Here is a 16443-nt window from a genome sequence, read left to right on the forward strand (position 1 = left end):
CCGACGAGGACCGAGGCGAGCCACACGTCCACCCTCGGAGAAAGACGTCCGGCGGCGGCCGAAGCCACCGCCGGATGTTTCACGTGAAACAGGTCAAGCCGTCCGTCACGCCCAGCTGATCAGGCGCTTCGGCTGCTCCAGGATCGCGGCGACGTCCGCAAGGAACTTGGAGCCGAGCTCGCCGTCGACCAGTCGGTGGTCGAAGGAGAGCGCCAGCGTGGTGACCTGACGCGGCTTCACCTTGCCCTTGTGGACCCACGGCTGGAGCTTGATCGCACCGACCGCGAGGATCGCGGACTCGCCGGGGTTCAGGATGGGGGTACCGGTGTCGACGCCGAAGACGCCGACGTTGGTGATGGTGAAGGTGCCGCCCTGCATCGCCGCCGGGGTCGTCTTCCCGTCCCGCGCGGTGGAGATCAGCTCGCTCAGCGACGCCGAGAGCTCGGGCAGGGTCTGCGCGTGCGCGTCCTTGATGTTCGGCACGAGCAGACCGCGCGGGGTGGCCGCGGCGATGCCCAGGTTCACGTAGTGCTTGAGGACGATCTCCTGCGCCGCCTCGTCCCAGGCCGCGTTGATCTCCGGGTTGCGCCGGACGGCGACCAGGACGGCCTTGGCGATGAGGAGCAGCGGGTTGACCCGCAGGCCCGCCATGTCCGTACCGGACTTGAGCTCCTCGACCAGCTTCATCGTGCGCGTGATGTCGAAGGTCACGAACTCGGTGACGTGCGGGGCGGTGAAGGCCGAACCGACCATCGCCGCCGCCGTGGCCTTCCGTACGCCCTTGACGGGGACACGGGTCTCCCGGGCGTCGGTCGACACCACGGGAGCCGGCTGCACGGCCGCCGGGGCGGCCACGGGCTGGGCGACGGGCGCCGGGGCCGGGGCCTCGACGACCGGCGCGGGCGCAGGAGCGGCCGCCGCGTGGACGTCCTCACGGGTGATGATGCCGTCCGGGCCGGTCGGGGTGACCGTCGCCAGGTCGACGCCGAGGTCCTTCGCGAGCTTCCGGACCGGCGGCTTGGCCAGCGGGCGCCCGGCGCCCGGACCGTGCCCGTTGAGCTGCTCCGGTACGGAGACGGGAACGGCGACCGGCACGGCGACCGGAGCGGCCTGCGCCGGAGCGACGGGAGCGGCCGGGACCGCGCCCTGTGCCGCCTTGCGCGGGCGACGCTTGGTGGAGCTGGCGGCCACGCCGTAGCCGACGAGGACCGGCGTGCGGCCCTGCGGCTCGGCCTCCTCCTCGGCGACCGGTGCGGGCGCCGCGGTCTGGGCGACCGGAGCGGCCTCGGCCACCGGCGCCTCGGGCGCGGCCCCGCCGCCGACGTTCACCGAGATGATGACCTGGCCGACGTCGACCGTGGTCCCCTCGGGGAAACGCAGCTCGTGGACCGTGCCGTCGAAGGGGATCGGCAGCTCGACCGCTGCCTTGGCCGTCTCGACCTCGCAGACGACCTGCCCGTCGGTGACGGTGTCACCGGGCTGGACGTACCACTTGAGGATCTCGGCCTCGGTGAGGCCCTCGCCCACATCGGGCATCTTGAATTCGCGGATCGTCACGGTGCTCTCCTCAGTACGCCAGCGAGCGGTCGACGGCGTCGAGCACGCGATCGAGACCCGGCAGGTACTCCTCCTCCAGCCGCGCCGGCGGGTACGGCGCGTGGTAGCCGCCGACCCGCAGGACGGGGGCCTCCAGGTGGTAGAAGCAGCGCTCGGTGATCCGGGCGGCGATCTCCGCGCCGGAGCCGAAGAACACCGGCGCCTCGTGGACGACGACCAGACGGCGGGTCTTCTCGACCGAGGCCTGGATGGTGTCGAAGTCGAGTGGGGAGATCGAGCGCACGTCCACGACCTCGATCGACTTGCCCTCTTCGGCGGCGGCCGCGGCCACCTCCAGGCAGGTCTTCACCATCGGGCCGTAGGCCGCCAGGGTGAGGTCCGTGCCCTCGCGGGCGACCCGGGCCTTGTGCAGCTCGCCGGGGATGGCCTCGGTGTCGACCTCGCTCTTGTCCCAGTAGCGGCGCTTGGGCTCGAAGAAGATGACCGGGTCGTCGCTCTGGATCGCCTGCTGGAGCATCCAGTAGGCGTCGTTGGAGTTGGCCGGGGTGACGACCTTGAGGCCCGCGACGTGCGCGAAGAGCGTCTCGGGGGACTCGGAGTGGTGCTCGACGGCGCCGATGCCACCGCCGTACGGGATGCGGATGACGATCGGCATCTTCACCGTGCCGAGCGAACGGGCCCGCATCTTCGCCAGCTGGGACACGATCTGGTCGTACGCCGGGAAGACGAAGCCGTCGAACTGGATCTCCACGACCGGGCGGTAGCCGCGCAGGGCGAGACCGATCGCGGTGCCGACGATGCCGGACTCGGCAAGCGGGGTGTCGATGACCCGCTCCTCGCCGAAGTCCTTCTGCAGCCCGTCGGTGATCCGGAAGACACCGCCGAGCTTGCCGACGTCCAGGCCCATGATCAGGACCTTGGGGTCGGTCTCCAGGGCCTTGCGCAGCGACTCGTTGAGCGCCTTCGCGAGGGGAAGCTTCTGAACAGCCATGATTACTCGGCCTCTCCGCCCTCGAAGGACGCCTGGTAGGCGGCGAACTCAGCCCGCTCCTCGTCGACGAGCGCGTGCCCGTCCGCGTACACGTTGTCGAAGATCGCCATGTGCTCCGGGACGGGCATGGCGCGGACGACCTCGCGGACGTGCTTGCCGAGCGTCTCGCTCTCCGTCTCCAGCTCCTCGAAGAAGGCCGCGTCGGCGTGACCCTCGTTCTCCATGTACGTCTTGAGGCGCTGGATCGGGTCCTTGGCCTCCCACTCCTCGCGCTCCGCGTCCCGGCGGTAGCGGGTCGGGTCGTCGGAGGTGGTGTGGGCGGCCATGCGGTAGGTGTACGCCTCGATGAGCGTCGGGCCCTCGCCGCGGCGGGCGCGCTCCAGCGCCGACCGGGTCACGGCCAGGCACGCGAGGACGTCGTTGCCGTCGACGCGGACGCCGGGGAAGCCGAAGCCGCGGGCGCGCTGGTAGAGCGGGACGCGGGTCTGCTTCTCGATGGGCTCGGAAATGGCCCACTGGTTGTTCTGACAGAAGAACACGACCGGGGCGTTGTACACCGCGGAGAAGACGAACGACTCGTTCACGTCACCCTGGCTGGAGGCGCCGTCACCGAAGTACGCGATCACGGCGGAATCCGCGCCGTCCTTGGCGATGCCCATGGCGTAGCCGGTGGCGTGCAGGGTCTGCGCGCCGAGAACGATCGTGTACAGGTGGAAATTGTTGGTGCTCGGGTCCCAGCCGCCGTTGTTCACACCGCGGAACATGCCGAGAAGGTTGGTGGGGTCGACCCCGCGGCACCACGCGACGGCGTGCTCACGGTAGGTGGGGAAGACGTAGTCGTCGTCCCGCAGGGCACGGCCGGAGCCGATCTGGGCGGCCTCCTGGCCGAGCAGCGAGGCCCACAGGCCCAGCTCGCCCTGGCGCTGGAGCGCGGTGGCCTCGGCATCGAAGCGACGGCTGAGGACCATGTCGCGGTAGAGACCGCGCAGCTCCTCGGCGCTCAGGTCGATGTCGTAATCGGGGTGCTGGACGCGCTCTCCCTCGGGCGTCAGCAGCTGGACGAGCTCGGGCTCGGAGCCCTGTGCTGCCGGTGCCTTCTTCGCGCTTGCGGCGCTGGTGGTGCGCTTGGCGCCGCTGCTGCGTCGCGTCGTCTTGCGCGCGGCAGTGCTCTCCACGGTCACGTGCGTGCTCCTCCGTCGGTCCGGCCTCCGGGTTCGCCGGTAAGCCAGTGCGGCTCCGCCTTATCCGTACCCTTCGCACGGGGTGGGTGCGACGCGGCCGGAGTCGGGCGTGACAGGTGCCCCGGCGAGCGCCGTCATAGGCACGTTACCCATAGTGCGGCATTCCCGCGAAACCCCACTTGACCTGCGATTTTGCTTGGATTTCCAAGTAAATCGAGAAAAGGGGGACTCGCTGCTGGTCAGCGCATGGACAACGGCCCGACGCCGTCGTCGGAACATCCGGCACGTTATCCCGCGCACCCCGGGCGCGGGAAGGGCCAATATGTGAGACTGACTGCGTGCGCGAAGATGGAAAAATCCGGGTATTTCTGTTGGACGACCACGAAGTCGTCCGGCGTGGCGTCCACGAGCTGCTCTCCGTGGAGGACGACATCGAGGTGGTCGGAGAGGCCGGAACGGCGGCGGACGCACTGGTCAGGATCCCTGCGACCCGCCCCGACGTCGCCGTGCTCGACGTCCGGCTGCCGGACGGCAGCGGGGTGGAGGTGTGCCGCGAGATCCGTTCGCAGGACGAGGGCATCAAGTGCCTGATGCTGACCTCGTACGCGGACGACGAGGCGCTCTTCGACGCGATCATGGCCGGGGCCTCGGGTTATGTCCTCAAGGCCATTCGCGGCAACGAACTCCTGAACGCGGTGCGGGACGTGGCGGCCGGCAAGTCGCTGCTCGACCCGGTGGCGACCGCCCGCGTCTTGGAGCGGCTGCGCGACGGCAACAATCCGAAGCGTGACGACAAGCTCGCCAATCTGACGGATCAGGAGCGCAGGATCCTGGACCTGATCGGCGAGGGTCTGACCAACCGGGTCATCGGCGAGCGCCTCCACCTCGCGGAGAAGACCATCAAGAACTATGTCTCCAGCCTGCTGTCGAAGCTGGGCATGGAGCGGCGCTCGCAGGCCGCCGCCTACGTGGCGCGGCTCCAGGCGGAGCGCCACTGACGCACGGCGGGACCCCGGAGCCGGCCTCCGGGCGTCGACGGGGCCCGGAGCCCGCCTCCGGGCGTCGGTGACGCCGGGGCGGCCGGTCGGGCCCCTCACCCGTACGGGCCGGGGCGCGGCCGACCGCCCCGATTCGGGACCTACGTCCCCGCGAAACCGGGGCAGGGGCCCCTTTTCCGACACGGTGCCGGTGGCGGAGAGTGGATGCCATGCCCACCGACGAGATCCGCGCCATCGAGCTGCTCAGCCGCGTGTCGTACGGCCGGGTGGCGACGAGCATGCGGGCGATGCCGTTCGTCGCCCCCGCCCGCCACATCGTGACCGACGGCCGCGTCCTGCTCCGGCTGCACCGGGGCCTCGGCTACCACCGCGCCTGCAACGGCAGCGTCGTCGCCTACGGCGCGGACAACTTCAGCTCCGGATCCGCGAGCCTCTGGTCCGTGCAGTTCACAGGAACCGCCGAGATCGTCGAGCCGACCGCCGAGGAGCTCGCGGACTTCGGCACCGAGCCGGAGCTGGTGGACGGCGAGGCCTTCGACCCGGTCTACATGCGGATCGAACCGCAGTTCGTGACGGTGCACGCGCTCGACTACGCGAGCGAGACCCCGGTGACCCGTCCCGCCGCCCACTCCGTCCGGCGACACCTCCACCACGTAGCGTGATCTAACATCTGGCGGGTGCCGCGCTCATCTGAACCGCTCACTCCACCGGCCGAACCGCCCGCCCCACGGACCGATGGTCGACCGGGCGCCACCCGACCCGCCGCCGCCCCACCCGCACCACCGGTCGGCGCCCTGCTCCGCCGCCACCGGCACGCCGGAGAACCCCTCTCCTGCGTTCCCGTCGCCGAGGGGCTCCTCAACCGCGGCTTCCGCCTCTCCACGACCCGCGGCACCTACTTCCTCAAGCAGCACCTCGACGCCCCCACCGCCGACCGCGCCACCATCGCCCGCCAGCACCGCGCCACCCAGCGGCTGCACGCCCTCGGCCTGCCCGTCGCCCCGCCGCTGCCCGACACCACCGGCCGCACGGTCGCCGTCGTCGACGGCCACTGCTACGCCCTGCACCCCTGGATCGACGGCCGCCACCGCGACGGCACCCAGCTCTCCACGGGCTGCTCCCGGCGCCTCGGCACCCTCCTCGGGCAGGTCCACACCGCCCTGGACCGGGTCATGGAGCCCTCGGGGCCCGACGGGGCGCCCGGCACGGCCGACGACGGCGTCTGCGCCAGCGCCGACCTCCAGGACACCTTCCGGGCCATCGACGAGCTGATCCGCCTGGCCCGCGCACACCGCCCCCGCGACAGCTTCGACGCGCTCGCCGAGCACCGGCTCAGGGAGCGCCGCCGACTCCTCGCCCAGCACGCCCACCACCGGCCGCCGCCCGCCGCGGCCGCCGGCTGGGTGCACGGCGACTTCCACCCGCTGAACCTGCTCTACCGGGGCGCCGAGCCCGCCGCGATCGTCGACTGGGACCGGCTCGGGGTCCGCCCGAGGGCGGAGGAGGCGGTCAGGGCGGCCGCCATCTTCTTCGTACGGCCGGGGGGTGAGCTGGCGCTGGAGAAGGTGCGGGCGTACGCGCGCGCGTACCGGCGGGCGACCGGCGCCGACCGCGCCGAGCTGGCTGCGGCGGCGCACCGGGTGTGGTGGGAGCGGCTCAACGACTTCTGGACCCTGCGCTGGCGCTACCAGCTGCACGACCGAAGGGCCGACCCGCAGTTTCCTGCGGTGTCGGCCCTGGCGGTCTGGTGGACCCGCGAGTACGAGGCGGTGAGCGACGCCTTCGCGGGGTGAGGCGGGTCCGGGCCGGGGTCCGGGCCGGGCCCGGTCAGCCGGTCTCGGTGCCGTCCGTCGGCGGCGGGTCCGTGTTGTTGCCACCGCCGGTGGGGTCGGTGGGCGTCTCGGGCGTCGGCGAGTCCGTGGGATCCGTGGGCTGATCCGTCGGCTCGGTCGGCTCGTCCGTGGGATCCGTGGTCGGCTCGGTCGTCTTCGACGGCTCGGTCGTCGGCGGAGTCGTGGTCGGCTGCTGGGTCGGCGGCTGGTACGTGGTCTGCGGCGGCCACGGAGCCTCCGTGACGCCCCCGTCGGACGTGCCCTGGTCGGTCGACGGCTCCTCGGAGGGCTCCTCCGAGGGCGTCGGCTCCTCCGAGGGCGTCGACGGCGAGGTGCTGACCGTCGGCGTCGGCGTGCGGCCCTTCTGGTTGCCCGGGTCGCCCGCCTTGTCCAGGGCGTAGACGACACCGGCGACGACCGCGACCAGCGCGAGCGCGGCGAACAGCAGGATCTTGCCGCGGCGGCCGTTGCCACCGCCGTGCGAGCCGTCCTGGCCGTAGCCGCCGTTCCCGCCCGTACCGCCGTCGTAGCCGTTGTACCCGCCGACGCCGCCGTCGTCCGGGTTCCGCGGGGGAAGGATCGGGCCCTGGGAGGTCTCGCCGTGCATGGGGTGGCCCATCGCGGTCGTCGCGGCCATGCCGCCGACCGGGGTGTGACCACCGTCGTGCGCCTCGACCGGCCCGGTGTTCCACATGCCGGTGTGACCGCCCTGCTGCTGGAGCATCTGCAGGCCGTACTGGATGAGGCCGCGCATCTCCTCGGCGCTCTGGAACCGGTCGTCCGGGTCCTTCGCGAGCGAGCGCATCACCAGACCGTCCAGCTCCGGCGGCACGGACCCCGTGACGTCGGACGGCGGGACCGGCACGTCCTGGACGTGCTGGTACACGACGGACAGCGGGGTCTCACCGGTGAACGGGGGCCGCAGCGCCAGGAGTTCGTAGAGGAGGCAGCCCGTCGCGTACAGGTCGGAGCGGTGGTCGACGGCCTTGCCGAGCGCCTGCTCCGGGGAGAGGTACTGCGGGGTGCCCATGACCATGCCGGTCTGGGTCATCGTCGACTGCGCGCCGTGCAGGGCACGGGCGATGCCGAAGTCCATGACCTTCACGGCGCCGCCGTGGGTGATGATCACGTTCGCCGGCTTGATGTCGCGGTGCACGATGCCGTGCTGGTGCGAGTAGGCCAGCGCCTCCAGGACTCCGGAGACGATGATGAGGGCCTGCTCGGGTCCGGGGGCCTCGGCGCTGAGCAGCAGGTCGCGGATGGTGCGGCCCTCGACCAGCTCCATCACGATGTACGGCACGGGCCGGCCGGCCACGAGGTCCTCGCCGGAGTCGTAGACCGCGACGATCGCGTGGTGGTTGAGCCCGGCGACCGACTGCGCCTCGCGGGTGAAGCGCGCCTTGGAGACCGGGTCCTCGGCGAGATCGGCGCGGAGGAGCTTGACCGCGACCGTACGGCCGAGCCGTACGTCCTCGGCCGCGAAGACCTCCGCCATGCCGCCGCGTCCCAGACGGTGCGTCAGCCGGTAGCGGCCGTCGCCGACGACCCCGCCGACGCCCCAGGACTCAGCCGACGAGTCCGGCGCACCGCCGCCTGCTCCGGATTCGGGTGCCATCAGTCCTCGCCGTCGTCTGTCGTGCCGTGTCCAGTCGTCACGCTACAGGCTCCGTACGACACCACGGTCCGAGATGGACCGGCCATCCAACCCCTTCCACGTACACCTGTGCAAATTCGGCAGGATTCCTCCGCCCCCGCGGAAACGGTTCGGAGAACCTTCCTGTGCGGAGGGTCACGGAACGGGCACCCGGCTTGACGTGTCACTGCCCTCGGGCAGACTTGGCCAGGAAATTCCGGATCAACGCCGCCACGCGCGCGTAGGGGGAAGCACAGATGAGCCAGGACGGCGCACAGGGCCGCTATGCGGGCGGTTCGGTCGCGGGCGGCCGGTACCAGCTGCGCGACCTTCTCGGCGAGGGCGGCATGGCGTCGGTCTACCTGGCCTACGACAGCGCACTCGACCGCCAGGTCGCCATCAAGACGCTGCACACCGAACTCGGCCGGGAAGCGTCCTTCCGCGAGCGCTTCCGCCGCGAGGCGCAGGCGGTCGCGAAGCTGTCGCACACCAACATCGTCTCGGTCTTCGACACCGGCGAGGACACCCTCGACGGCGCCGTCATGCCGTACATCGTCATGGAGTACGTGGAGGGGCAGCCGCTCGGCTCGGTCCTCGCCTCGGACATCCGGCAGTACGGCGCGATGCCGGCCGACAAGGCGCTGAAGGTCACGGCCGATGTGCTCGCCGCCCTCGAGGTCAGCCACGAGATGGGCCTGGTCCACCGCGACATCAAGCCCGGCAACGTGATGCAGACCAAGCGCGGCGTGGTCAAGGTCATGGACTTCGGCATCGCGCGGGCCATGCAGTCCGGCGTCACGTCGATGACCCAGACCGGCATGGTCGTCGGCACCCCTCAGTACCTCTCCCCCGAGCAGGCCCTCGGGCGCGCGGTCGACGCCCGCTCCGACCTCTACTCGGTCGGCATCATGCTCTTCCAGCTGCTGACGGGCCGGCTGCCCTTCGACGCCGACTCCCCGCTGGCCATCGCCTACGCGCACGTACAGGAGGAGCCGGTCGCCCCGTCGACCGTCAACCGGGCGGTGACGCCGGCGATGGACGCGCTCGTCGCCCGCGCGCTGCGAAAGAACCCGAACGAGCGGTTCCCGAGCGCGGCCGCGATGCGCGACGAGTGCCTCCGGGTGCTCTCCGCCGGTCAGACCGGTGCCCCGGTGATCGTCCCCGGCGGTCCCGTCAGCAGCGGTGCGGGCGTCGGCTCGGCGGTCTTCCCGCCCGTCGGCCAGGCCCCGCCGCCGGTCCCGCACACCGGGCCGCACGGGGTCCAGCACCCCTATCAGCCGCCGACGCCGCAGCCGGGACCGTACGGTCCGGCCACCCCGGCGCCCGCCCCCTCGTACGGCTACCCGCAGCAGGTGCCGACGCACGCTCCGGCCTACCAGACCCCGTCCCCCGCCCCGCAGCCCTCGTACCAGGCGCCCACCCCCGCGCCGTACGCCCCGGTGCACACGCCGGCGCCCACCTCGACGGGCGGCGGTTCGCGGCGGAACACCCCGGTGATCGTGGGCGCGGCCGTCGTCGCGCTGCTCGCGATCGGCGGCCTCGTCGTGGCGCTCAACCTCAACGACAAGGAAGACCCGAAGGCCGGCGGCACGGGCGGCACGGAGACCCAGCAGAGCCAGTCGGCGGCCCCCGGCCACAAGGGCCCGGACCTGACCAAGACGATCGACCCGAAGAAGTGCAGCCAGCCGACGGAGTCGAGCGACGACCCGGAGAAGTTCGAGGTCCCCAACTTCACCTACAAGAACCTCCAGTCGGTGAAGGACTGCGTCCAGGCCGCCGGCTGGAAGATCATGACCCAGACCCCGGTGGACGAGTCCACCTACGGCGAGGGCACGGTCCTGGAGCAGTACCCGCCGGCCGGTGAGGACATCACCGACAAGGACGCCGAGTTCACCCTGAAGGTCTCGACGGGCAACCCGCCGCAGTAGAACGGACCCGTCCTCACTTCGTCGCCGCGTTCCTCCTCGGGTGAGCCCCGTCTTCACTCCTCCTGACGCCCCTTTACGTCTACTGCCCCTGTCCCGGATGCCGGAAGCCGCCCGACATGTGACGCTGAGTTCACTATCTCGGCGGCTCGGTACGGGAGGGGGTCACCCGGTGACTCCAGCACTCCGCAGGGCACGGGCGCAGGTCCTCGGACCCGCTCTCACCTGCTTGTTCGCCTGCGCGTGCGTCCTGTACGGGGAGCCGCTCGCGTACGGAGCCGAGGCGCCCGTCAGCTCGGTGGGGGCCACGGCCCCGACCGCGCCGTCGGCCCCCACGCCGCTCCCGTCCTCGCCCACCGCGACGCCCGTCACCCCGTCGCCCTCCTCCGTCACGCCCTCCGCGACGGTCACGGCCTCCCCGTCCGCCTCCGCCCCGGCCTCTCCTGGGCGGACCTGGGGTGCCGGTACGCCCGCGCCGCCCGCCCCCGCGCCCACCGGTACCGGGGCGGCGTCCTCCGCCCCGCCGCGCCCCGAGCCCAGCGACGCACCCTCTCCCGAGGGCTCCGCGTCGCTGGCGGGCCGGCCCGCGGGTGAGGGGCGGCCGAGGCCCGGGCGCTCCGTGCCGCCGTCTCCGGCGGGCGACACAGCCCCGTCGTCGGAGGCCTCTCGTACCGAAACTGCAACAGACCCGGAGAGCCCCGAGGCCCCCGAAGGCGTCGGACAGGAGGCCGAGGAGGTACGCGAGGAGGAGGCCCTCGTCCCGGAGGCGGCACCCGCCAGCCGGCCGGGCGCCCAGCCGCGGATGGCGTCCGAATCCGCGTCGCCCCTCGTCGACCAGCGGATTCCCGTGCTCACGCTGGGGGTCGGCCTGGCCCTGATGGGGCTCGGAATCGGATTCCTCGGGCTCCGGATGCGGCGCCGCTGAGCCTCTCGGCCCGCCCGGGTCCCCCTTGAGACGGACGTGGCCCTTCCGTCTCAGGACGGTTGTCCGCGACGGCATACCCGGTATACATACTGAGTATGTCGATCCGCCACGGGCTTCTCGCCCTCCTCGAACGCGGCCCTCGGTACGGCTCCCAGCTCCGTACGGAGTTCGAGTCCCGCACCGGTTCCACCTGGCCGCTGAACGTGGGCCAGGTGTACACGACCCTCAGTCGGCTCGAGCGCGACGGCATGGTCGCCCAGGGGGGCGAGGACGCGGCCGGACACGCGCTCTACGCGATCACGGACAGCGGCCGCGCCGAACTCAGGACCTGGTTCGAGAAGCCCGTGGACCGCACCAGCCCCGCCCGTGACGAGCTGGCCATCAAGCTCGCCATGGCCGTCGGCGCTTCCGGCGTCGACATCCGCGACGTCATCCAGTCCCAGCGCCGGCACACCGTGAAGGCCATGCAGGATTACACCCGCCTCAAGGCCCAGGCGCTCGTCGCCGTCGAGAGCGGCGGGGCGCGGGAGCGGGACGACGTCGCCTGGCTGCTCGTCCTGGAGCAGCTGATCTTCCAGACCGAGGCCGAGGCACGCTGGCTGGACCACTGCGAGTCCCGGCTGATCCGCCTCTCGGCGACGACCGCGGGCACCGGGTCCGCCACGGCGACCACGGCCGCGGGCGCTGCCGGGGGCACTCTCGGAGGCACCGCCGGGGGAACTGCCGGGACCGGGAGCACCGCCGAGACCCGGACCGCGGAGGCGTCGACCGCGACCGCCCCGACCGGCGCCGACGCAGCGCCCACCGAAGCCGCACCACCCGAGACCGCACCACCCGAGGCCACGCCCCGCGTGGCCGGGGCGCACTGACCGCACGGTCGCGCCCCGCCCGCACCGCCCGCGCCTCACCCGCCGTACGGCCCGCGCACCGCACGCCGTACCACTCCCACATCACCTTTCCACCGCTCGCTCCCGTACCCGGCCGACCGCCGGGTACGCCCAAGGGGGGACCCCTCATGTCCGCACAGCAGCCCGTGCTGCAACTCCAGAACCTGACCCGCGTCCATGGCGCGGGTGCCACCGAGGTGCATGCCCTGCGCGGCATCGACCTCGCCGTGTACCCGGGTGAACTCGTCGCCGTCATGGGCCCGTCCGGCTCCGGCAAGTCCACGCTCCTCACCATCGCCGGCGGGCTCGACACCCCCACCTCGGGCCGCGTGACGGTCGAGGACACCGACATCACCACGGCGAGCGTCAAGGAGCTCGCGGCCCTGCGCCGCCGCAGCATCGGCTACGTCTTCCAGGACTACAACCTCATCCCCGCGCTCACCGCCGCCGAGAACGTGGCCCTCCCGCGCGAGCTGGACGGGACCTCCTCCCGCAAGGCGCGCGTCGAGGCCCTCAAGGCGCTGGAGGAGATGGGCCTCGGCCACCTCGCCGACCGCTTCCCCGACGAGATGTCCGGCGGCCAGCAGCAGCGCGTGGCCATCGCCCGCGCCCTCGTCGGCGAACGCCGGCTCGTCCTCGCCGACGAGCCGACCGGCGCCCTCGACTCCGAGACCGGCGAGTCCGTGCTGGCCCTGCTCCGCAGCCGCTGCGACGCCGGCGCCGCCGGTGTCCTCGTCACCCACGAGCCGCGGTTCGCGGCCTGGGCGGACCGGGTCGTGTTCCTGCGGGACGGCGCGATCGTCGACCAGACCGTGCGCAGCGAGGCCGATTCCCTGCTGTCGGGCCAGGTGGCTGAGGCGTGAAGAGCTGGCTCCACTCCTGGCGGGCCGCGATCCGGATCGCCCGCCGCGACGCCTGGCGTTCCAAGGGCCGCAGCGCCCTCGTCCTGGCCATGATCGCCCTGCCGATCCTGGGTGTCAGCGCCCTCGATCTGACCTTCCGCAGCTCGGAGCTGTCCCCCTCCGAGCGGGCGGACCGCATGATCGGCGCGGCCGACGCCCAGTTCACGGACTCCGGCTACGGCGGGGTACCGATCTTCCAGGACCCGCTCGGCGAGATGAACACGCCGGCCAAGGACTACCAGGACACGGCGTGGCCGAGCGGCCCCACCGATGTCACCAAGACCTTCCCCGCGGGTTCCACGGTCCTCACGGACAGCTCCGGCACGGCCAAGCTGACGACGAAGCACGGTCTGCTCGTCTCCCAGGTGCGTGAGCTCAAGGCGGCCGATCCGATGGCCCGCGGCATCACGACCCTCCTGGAGGGTCGCTACCCGGAGAAGAACGACGAGGTCGTCGCGACCGCGCACTTCCTGGAGAGCAGCGGTCTGTCCGTCGGCGAGACCCTTTCCGCACGCAACTTCGACCGCCCGTATCGGATCGTCGGCTCCTACGAGATTCCGGACGATCTGAACGCCGACCAGGTCAACGCGCTCCCCGGGGCCTTCCTCGCCCCGTACGCGAAGGCCGCCGAGAAGGCCGGTCTGCAGAAGCCCGACACCAGCACCACGTACCTGGTGCGCGCGTCCGGTGGTTTCACGTGGAACATGGTCAAGGAGCTCAACACCAAGGGTGTCATCGTCTCCTCGCGTGCCGTGATCCTCGATCCGCCCGCCGATTCCGAGGTCCCGCTCTACCAGAAGGACGGTTGGGCCAACTTCGAGGCCAGCGCGGGCGCCAACGCCGGCGAACTCGCCGCCCTCGGCACCGTCGTCGGTCTGGCGATGCTGGAGATCTGTCTGCTCGCCGGACCCGCCTTCGCGGTCGGCGCCCGTCGCTCGCGCCGTCAGCTCGGTCTGGTCGGTGCCAACGGCGGTGCCCGCAGCCACATCCGGGCCATCGTGCTGAGCGGCGGCCTGGTCATCGGTGTCGCCGCGGCGGTCACCGGTACGGTCCTCGCCGTGATCCTCACCAAGGCGCTCCAGCCGTACCTCGAGGAGACCATGGGGCAGCGGTTCGGAGCCTTCGACGTCCGGCCGCTCGAAATCCTCGGCATCGCGCTGCTCGCCGTGCTGACCGGCCTGCTCGCCGCCATCGTGCCGGCGATCACCGCCTCCCGGCAGACCGTCCTCGCCTCGCTCACCGGCCGGCGCGGTGTCCGCCGCAGCAGCCGGGTACTGCCCCTGGTCGGCCTCGCGGCCCTCCTGATCGGCGGCGCCATCGCACTCTTCGGCACCATGGTCAGCCAGCAGTTCATCGTGGTGGCCGGCGGCTCGGCCCTCGCCGAGCTGGGCGTCGTCGCCATGACCCCGGCCCTGGTGGGCCTGTTCGGGCGGGCCGGGCGCTGGCTGCCGCTGTCGCCGCGGCTCGCGCTGCGGGACGCCGTGCGCAACCGGGGCCGTACGGCACCCGCCGTCGCCGCCGTCCTCGCCGCCGTCGCCGGTACGGTCGCCGTCTCCACGTACATGGCCAGCGAGGAGGCCCAGCGCCGGGCCGAGTACACCGCCCAGATGCCGCACGGAACCGTCGCCGCGTTCGTCAACGAGGAGGGCGGCCGGGACGTCCCCGCGGTCCGCGAGGCGATCCAGCGGTTCGTTCCCGTCGACGTCCGCGCCGATGTCTCGCGCATCACCGTCGGCAAGCCCAGCTGCCAGCCGTGGGACAGCGCCCCCGGCTGCGGACGCTTCGAGATCGTCGTCCCGCCGGCGAACGAATGCCCCATGTACGCGTCGGTCCCCGGCGGCGGAGACCCCTCGGAGAAGTTCACGCCCGAGCAGCGCCGGAAGATGCTCACCGAGGACTGGCGGTGCAAGGAGGGCGTGAGCAGCGGAAGGATGTACGTCTCCGACGGCGGGCTGCTCGTCGGTGACGCCGCGCTCCTGAAGGTGCTCGGCCTCGACGCCCCCGCGACCGTGAAGGCGCTCGAGGACGGCAAGGTCGTCAGCTTCAACCCCGTCAACATCGACAAGAACGGCACGTACGGGATCAAGCAGATCACCGACGTCGCCGCCGCCGACAAGGCTTCCGAGCAGGGCAGGCCCACTCCCGGCAAGGTCACCTCCCTGCCCGCCTACCAGGTGCCCGGCGACAAGAAGTCCTACGGGGTCCAGGCCCTGATCACTCCGGCCACCGCCAAGGCCGCCGGTCTCGCGACGGTGCCGCTGGGCACGTACGCCAGCACCGACCGGCTGCCCGACACCGAGGCACGCCAGAAGCTCGACGGCGAGCTCACCAAGCTCGGCAGCAACGTCGAGCTTTATGTGGAGGAAGGATTCGTCAACGCCTACAGCCTGATCCTGCTGTCGCTGGCGATCTTCGCGGGGCTCGTCACCATCGGCGCCGCCGGCATCGCCACCGGGCTCGCCCAGGCCGACGCCGAGGCCGACCTGAAGACGCTCGCCGCCGTGGGCGCCCCGCCCCGGGTCCGCCGGACCCTCAGCGGCTTCCAGTGCGGCGTCGTCGCCGCGATGGGCGTGATCCTCGGCTCCGCCGCCGGAGTGCTGCCCGCGATGGGTCTCCGGCTGAGCGACGAGCGGCAGCAGATCAGCTGGCACGAGGACGCCGTCGCCCAGGGCTGGAGCGCGGCCTCGGACGTGCCGTACGTTCCGATCGTCATCCCCTGGGAGACCCTCGTCGGCCTGCTGGTCGCCGTACCCGTGGGTGCCGCGCTGCTCGCCGCCCTGGTGACCCGCTCGCGCGGCGCGCTCTCCCGGCGCGAGGCGACCTGACGGTCTTCGTTGTCGTCCTGTGCCCCCGCACGAGGGTGGATCACCCTCGTGCGGGGGCACACCTCGTGGTGACGCATGTGTACGAGAGAATGGCGGCATGGAGATGCCGAGGAATGACAGGTCGCAGGAGAGCCCCCAGGTCCTCATCGTGGGACAGGACGGGATGGCGCTCGGCGGCACTCAGGGCGACGACGAACCCCGCGAGGTCCCGGTGACGGAAATGGTCGAGCAGCCTGCGAAGGTCATGCGGATCGGCAGCATGATCAAGCAGCTCCTGGAGGAAGTACGCGCGGCACCTCTCGACGAGGCCAGCCGGGTGAGGCTCAAGGACATCCACGCCAGCTCCGTGAAGGAGCTGGAGGACGGGCTCGCGCCCGAACTGGTCGAGGAACTGGAGCGGCTCTCCCTGCCCTTCACCGATGAGGCGATCCCCTCCGAGGCGGAGCTGCGCATCGCGCAGGCGCAGCTGGTGGGCTGGCTGGAGGGCCTCTTCCACGGTATCCAGACGGCGCTCTTCGCCCAGCAGATGGCGGCCCGCGCCCAGCTGGAGCAGATGCGCAGGGCGCTCCCGCCGGGTGCGTCGCACGACGATGACGACGACGACCACGGCCATGGGCACGCGGTCCGCTCGGGGCCGTACCTGTAGGCCACGGCGGAGGACGTACGAGAGGGGCCCGGCACTCTGTGTGCCGGGCCCCTCCTCGCGAGGCCGCGCCCGTCAGCCCCGAGGGGCCACGAGCAGGACCTGCCCTTGCGCCGCCCCGTCAGCCCCGAGGGGCCACGAGCA

At 72.0% G+C, this 16443-nt stretch carries 13 protein-coding genes and 1 pseudogene; 9 read left to right on the top strand and 5 right to left on the bottom strand.

The genetic code is table 11. The features are described from left to right. Positions 1-105: 105 nt before the first annotated feature. The 3 genes from ACZ4XX_RS04230 to pdhA are packed head-to-tail and all read right to left on the bottom strand — an operon-like array spanning position 106 to position 3729. The gene (locus ACZ4XX_RS04230; RefSeq protein WP_468506596.1) at positions 106-1536 is read right to left on the bottom strand and encodes a dihydrolipoamide acetyltransferase family protein; all 1431 of its coding nucleotides are present in this window, start codon (positions 1534-1536) and stop codon (positions 106-108) included. 31 nt (positions 1537-1567) lie between these two features. Continuing rightward, entirely contained in the window at positions 1568-2548 is a 981-nt protein-coding gene (locus ACZ4XX_RS04235) for an alpha-ketoacid dehydrogenase subunit beta (RefSeq protein WP_189833063.1), read from the bottom strand. 2 nt (positions 2549-2550) lie between these two features. Beyond that, entirely contained in the window at positions 2551-3729 is a 1179-nt protein-coding gene (pdhA, locus tag ACZ4XX_RS04240) for a pyruvate dehydrogenase (acetyl-transferring) E1 component subunit alpha (protein WP_468506454.1), read from the bottom strand. A gap of 338 nt (positions 3730-4067) precedes the next feature. On the opposite strand from pdhA, the gene ACZ4XX_RS04245 reads away from it, so the two are divergent. The 3 genes from ACZ4XX_RS04245 to ACZ4XX_RS04255 all read left to right on the top strand — a co-directional run bounded on the left by ACZ4XX_RS04245 (position 4068) and on the right by ACZ4XX_RS04255 (position 6520). Continuing rightward, a complete protein-coding gene (locus ACZ4XX_RS04245; protein WP_468506455.1) occupies positions 4068-4727 on the top strand; it encodes a response regulator in 660 nt (219 codons plus the stop codon). Positions 4728-4936: 209 nt separating this feature from the next. Then, positions 4937-5389 carry a pyridoxamine 5'-phosphate oxidase family protein gene (locus ACZ4XX_RS04250; protein ID WP_468506456.1) on the top strand — a complete coding sequence of 151 codons (453 nt, stop codon included), beginning with the start codon at positions 4937-4939 and terminating at the stop codon, positions 5387-5389. Between the two features lie 132 nt (positions 5390-5521). Then, positions 5522-6520, top strand: a complete 999-nt coding sequence (locus ACZ4XX_RS04255) for a phosphotransferase (RefSeq protein WP_468506597.1) — start codon at positions 5522-5524, stop codon at positions 6518-6520. 34 nt (positions 6521-6554) lie between these two features. On the opposite strand, the gene ACZ4XX_RS04260 is transcribed toward ACZ4XX_RS04255, so the two are convergent. Continuing rightward, positions 6555-8174, bottom strand: a complete 1620-nt coding sequence (locus ACZ4XX_RS04260; RefSeq protein ID WP_468506457.1) for a protein kinase domain-containing protein — start codon at positions 8172-8174, stop codon at positions 6555-6557. Positions 8175-8449: 275 nt separating this feature from the next. Between ACZ4XX_RS04260 and ACZ4XX_RS04265 the strand changes: the two genes are divergently transcribed. Next, positions 8450-10120, top strand: coding sequence for a protein kinase domain-containing protein (locus tag ACZ4XX_RS04265; protein WP_468506458.1), 1671 nt, complete (start codon positions 8450-8452; stop codon positions 10118-10120). A 162-nt stretch (positions 10121-10282) separates the two neighbouring features. On the opposite strand, the gene ACZ4XX_RS04270 is transcribed toward ACZ4XX_RS04265, so the two are convergent. Continuing rightward, positions 10283-10762, bottom strand: coding sequence for a hypothetical protein (locus ACZ4XX_RS04270; RefSeq protein ID WP_468506459.1), 480 nt, complete (start codon positions 10760-10762; stop codon positions 10283-10285). Between the two features lie 157 nt (positions 10763-10919). Here ACZ4XX_RS04270 and ACZ4XX_RS04275 point away from each other — a divergent pair, with 157 nt between their 5' ends. The 5 genes and pseudogenes from ACZ4XX_RS04275 to ACZ4XX_RS04295 all read left to right on the top strand — a co-directional run bounded on the left by ACZ4XX_RS04275 (position 10920) and on the right by ACZ4XX_RS04295 (position 16302). Continuing rightward, the gene (locus tag ACZ4XX_RS04275) at positions 10920-11042 is read left to right on the top strand and encodes a hypothetical protein (RefSeq protein ID WP_468506460.1); all 123 of its coding nucleotides are present in this window, start codon (positions 10920-10922) and stop codon (positions 11040-11042) included. 95 nt (positions 11043-11137) lie between these two features. Continuing rightward, positions 11138-11767 (top strand): annotated as a pseudogene (locus tag ACZ4XX_RS04280) (PadR family transcriptional regulator); the annotation flags it as partial. A gap of 290 nt (positions 11768-12057) precedes the next feature. After that, the gene (locus ACZ4XX_RS04285; protein WP_468506461.1) at positions 12058-12792 is read left to right on the top strand and encodes an ABC transporter ATP-binding protein; all 735 of its coding nucleotides are present in this window, start codon (positions 12058-12060) and stop codon (positions 12790-12792) included. Next, positions 12789-15656, top strand: coding sequence for an ABC transporter permease (locus ACZ4XX_RS04290; RefSeq protein ID WP_468506462.1), 2868 nt, complete (start codon positions 12789-12791; stop codon positions 15654-15656). The genes ACZ4XX_RS04285 and ACZ4XX_RS04290 overlap by 4 nt, the downstream gene beginning before the upstream one ends. Positions 15657-15753: 97 nt before the next feature. Beyond that, on the top strand, positions 15754-16302 hold the full coding sequence (locus tag ACZ4XX_RS04295; protein ID WP_093875180.1) for a bacterial proteasome activator family protein: 549 nt from the start codon (positions 15754-15756) through the stop codon (positions 16300-16302). Positions 16303-16443 lie beyond the last annotated feature (141 nt).

This window comes from Streptomyces sp. NPDC029956, from assembly GCF_055574655.1.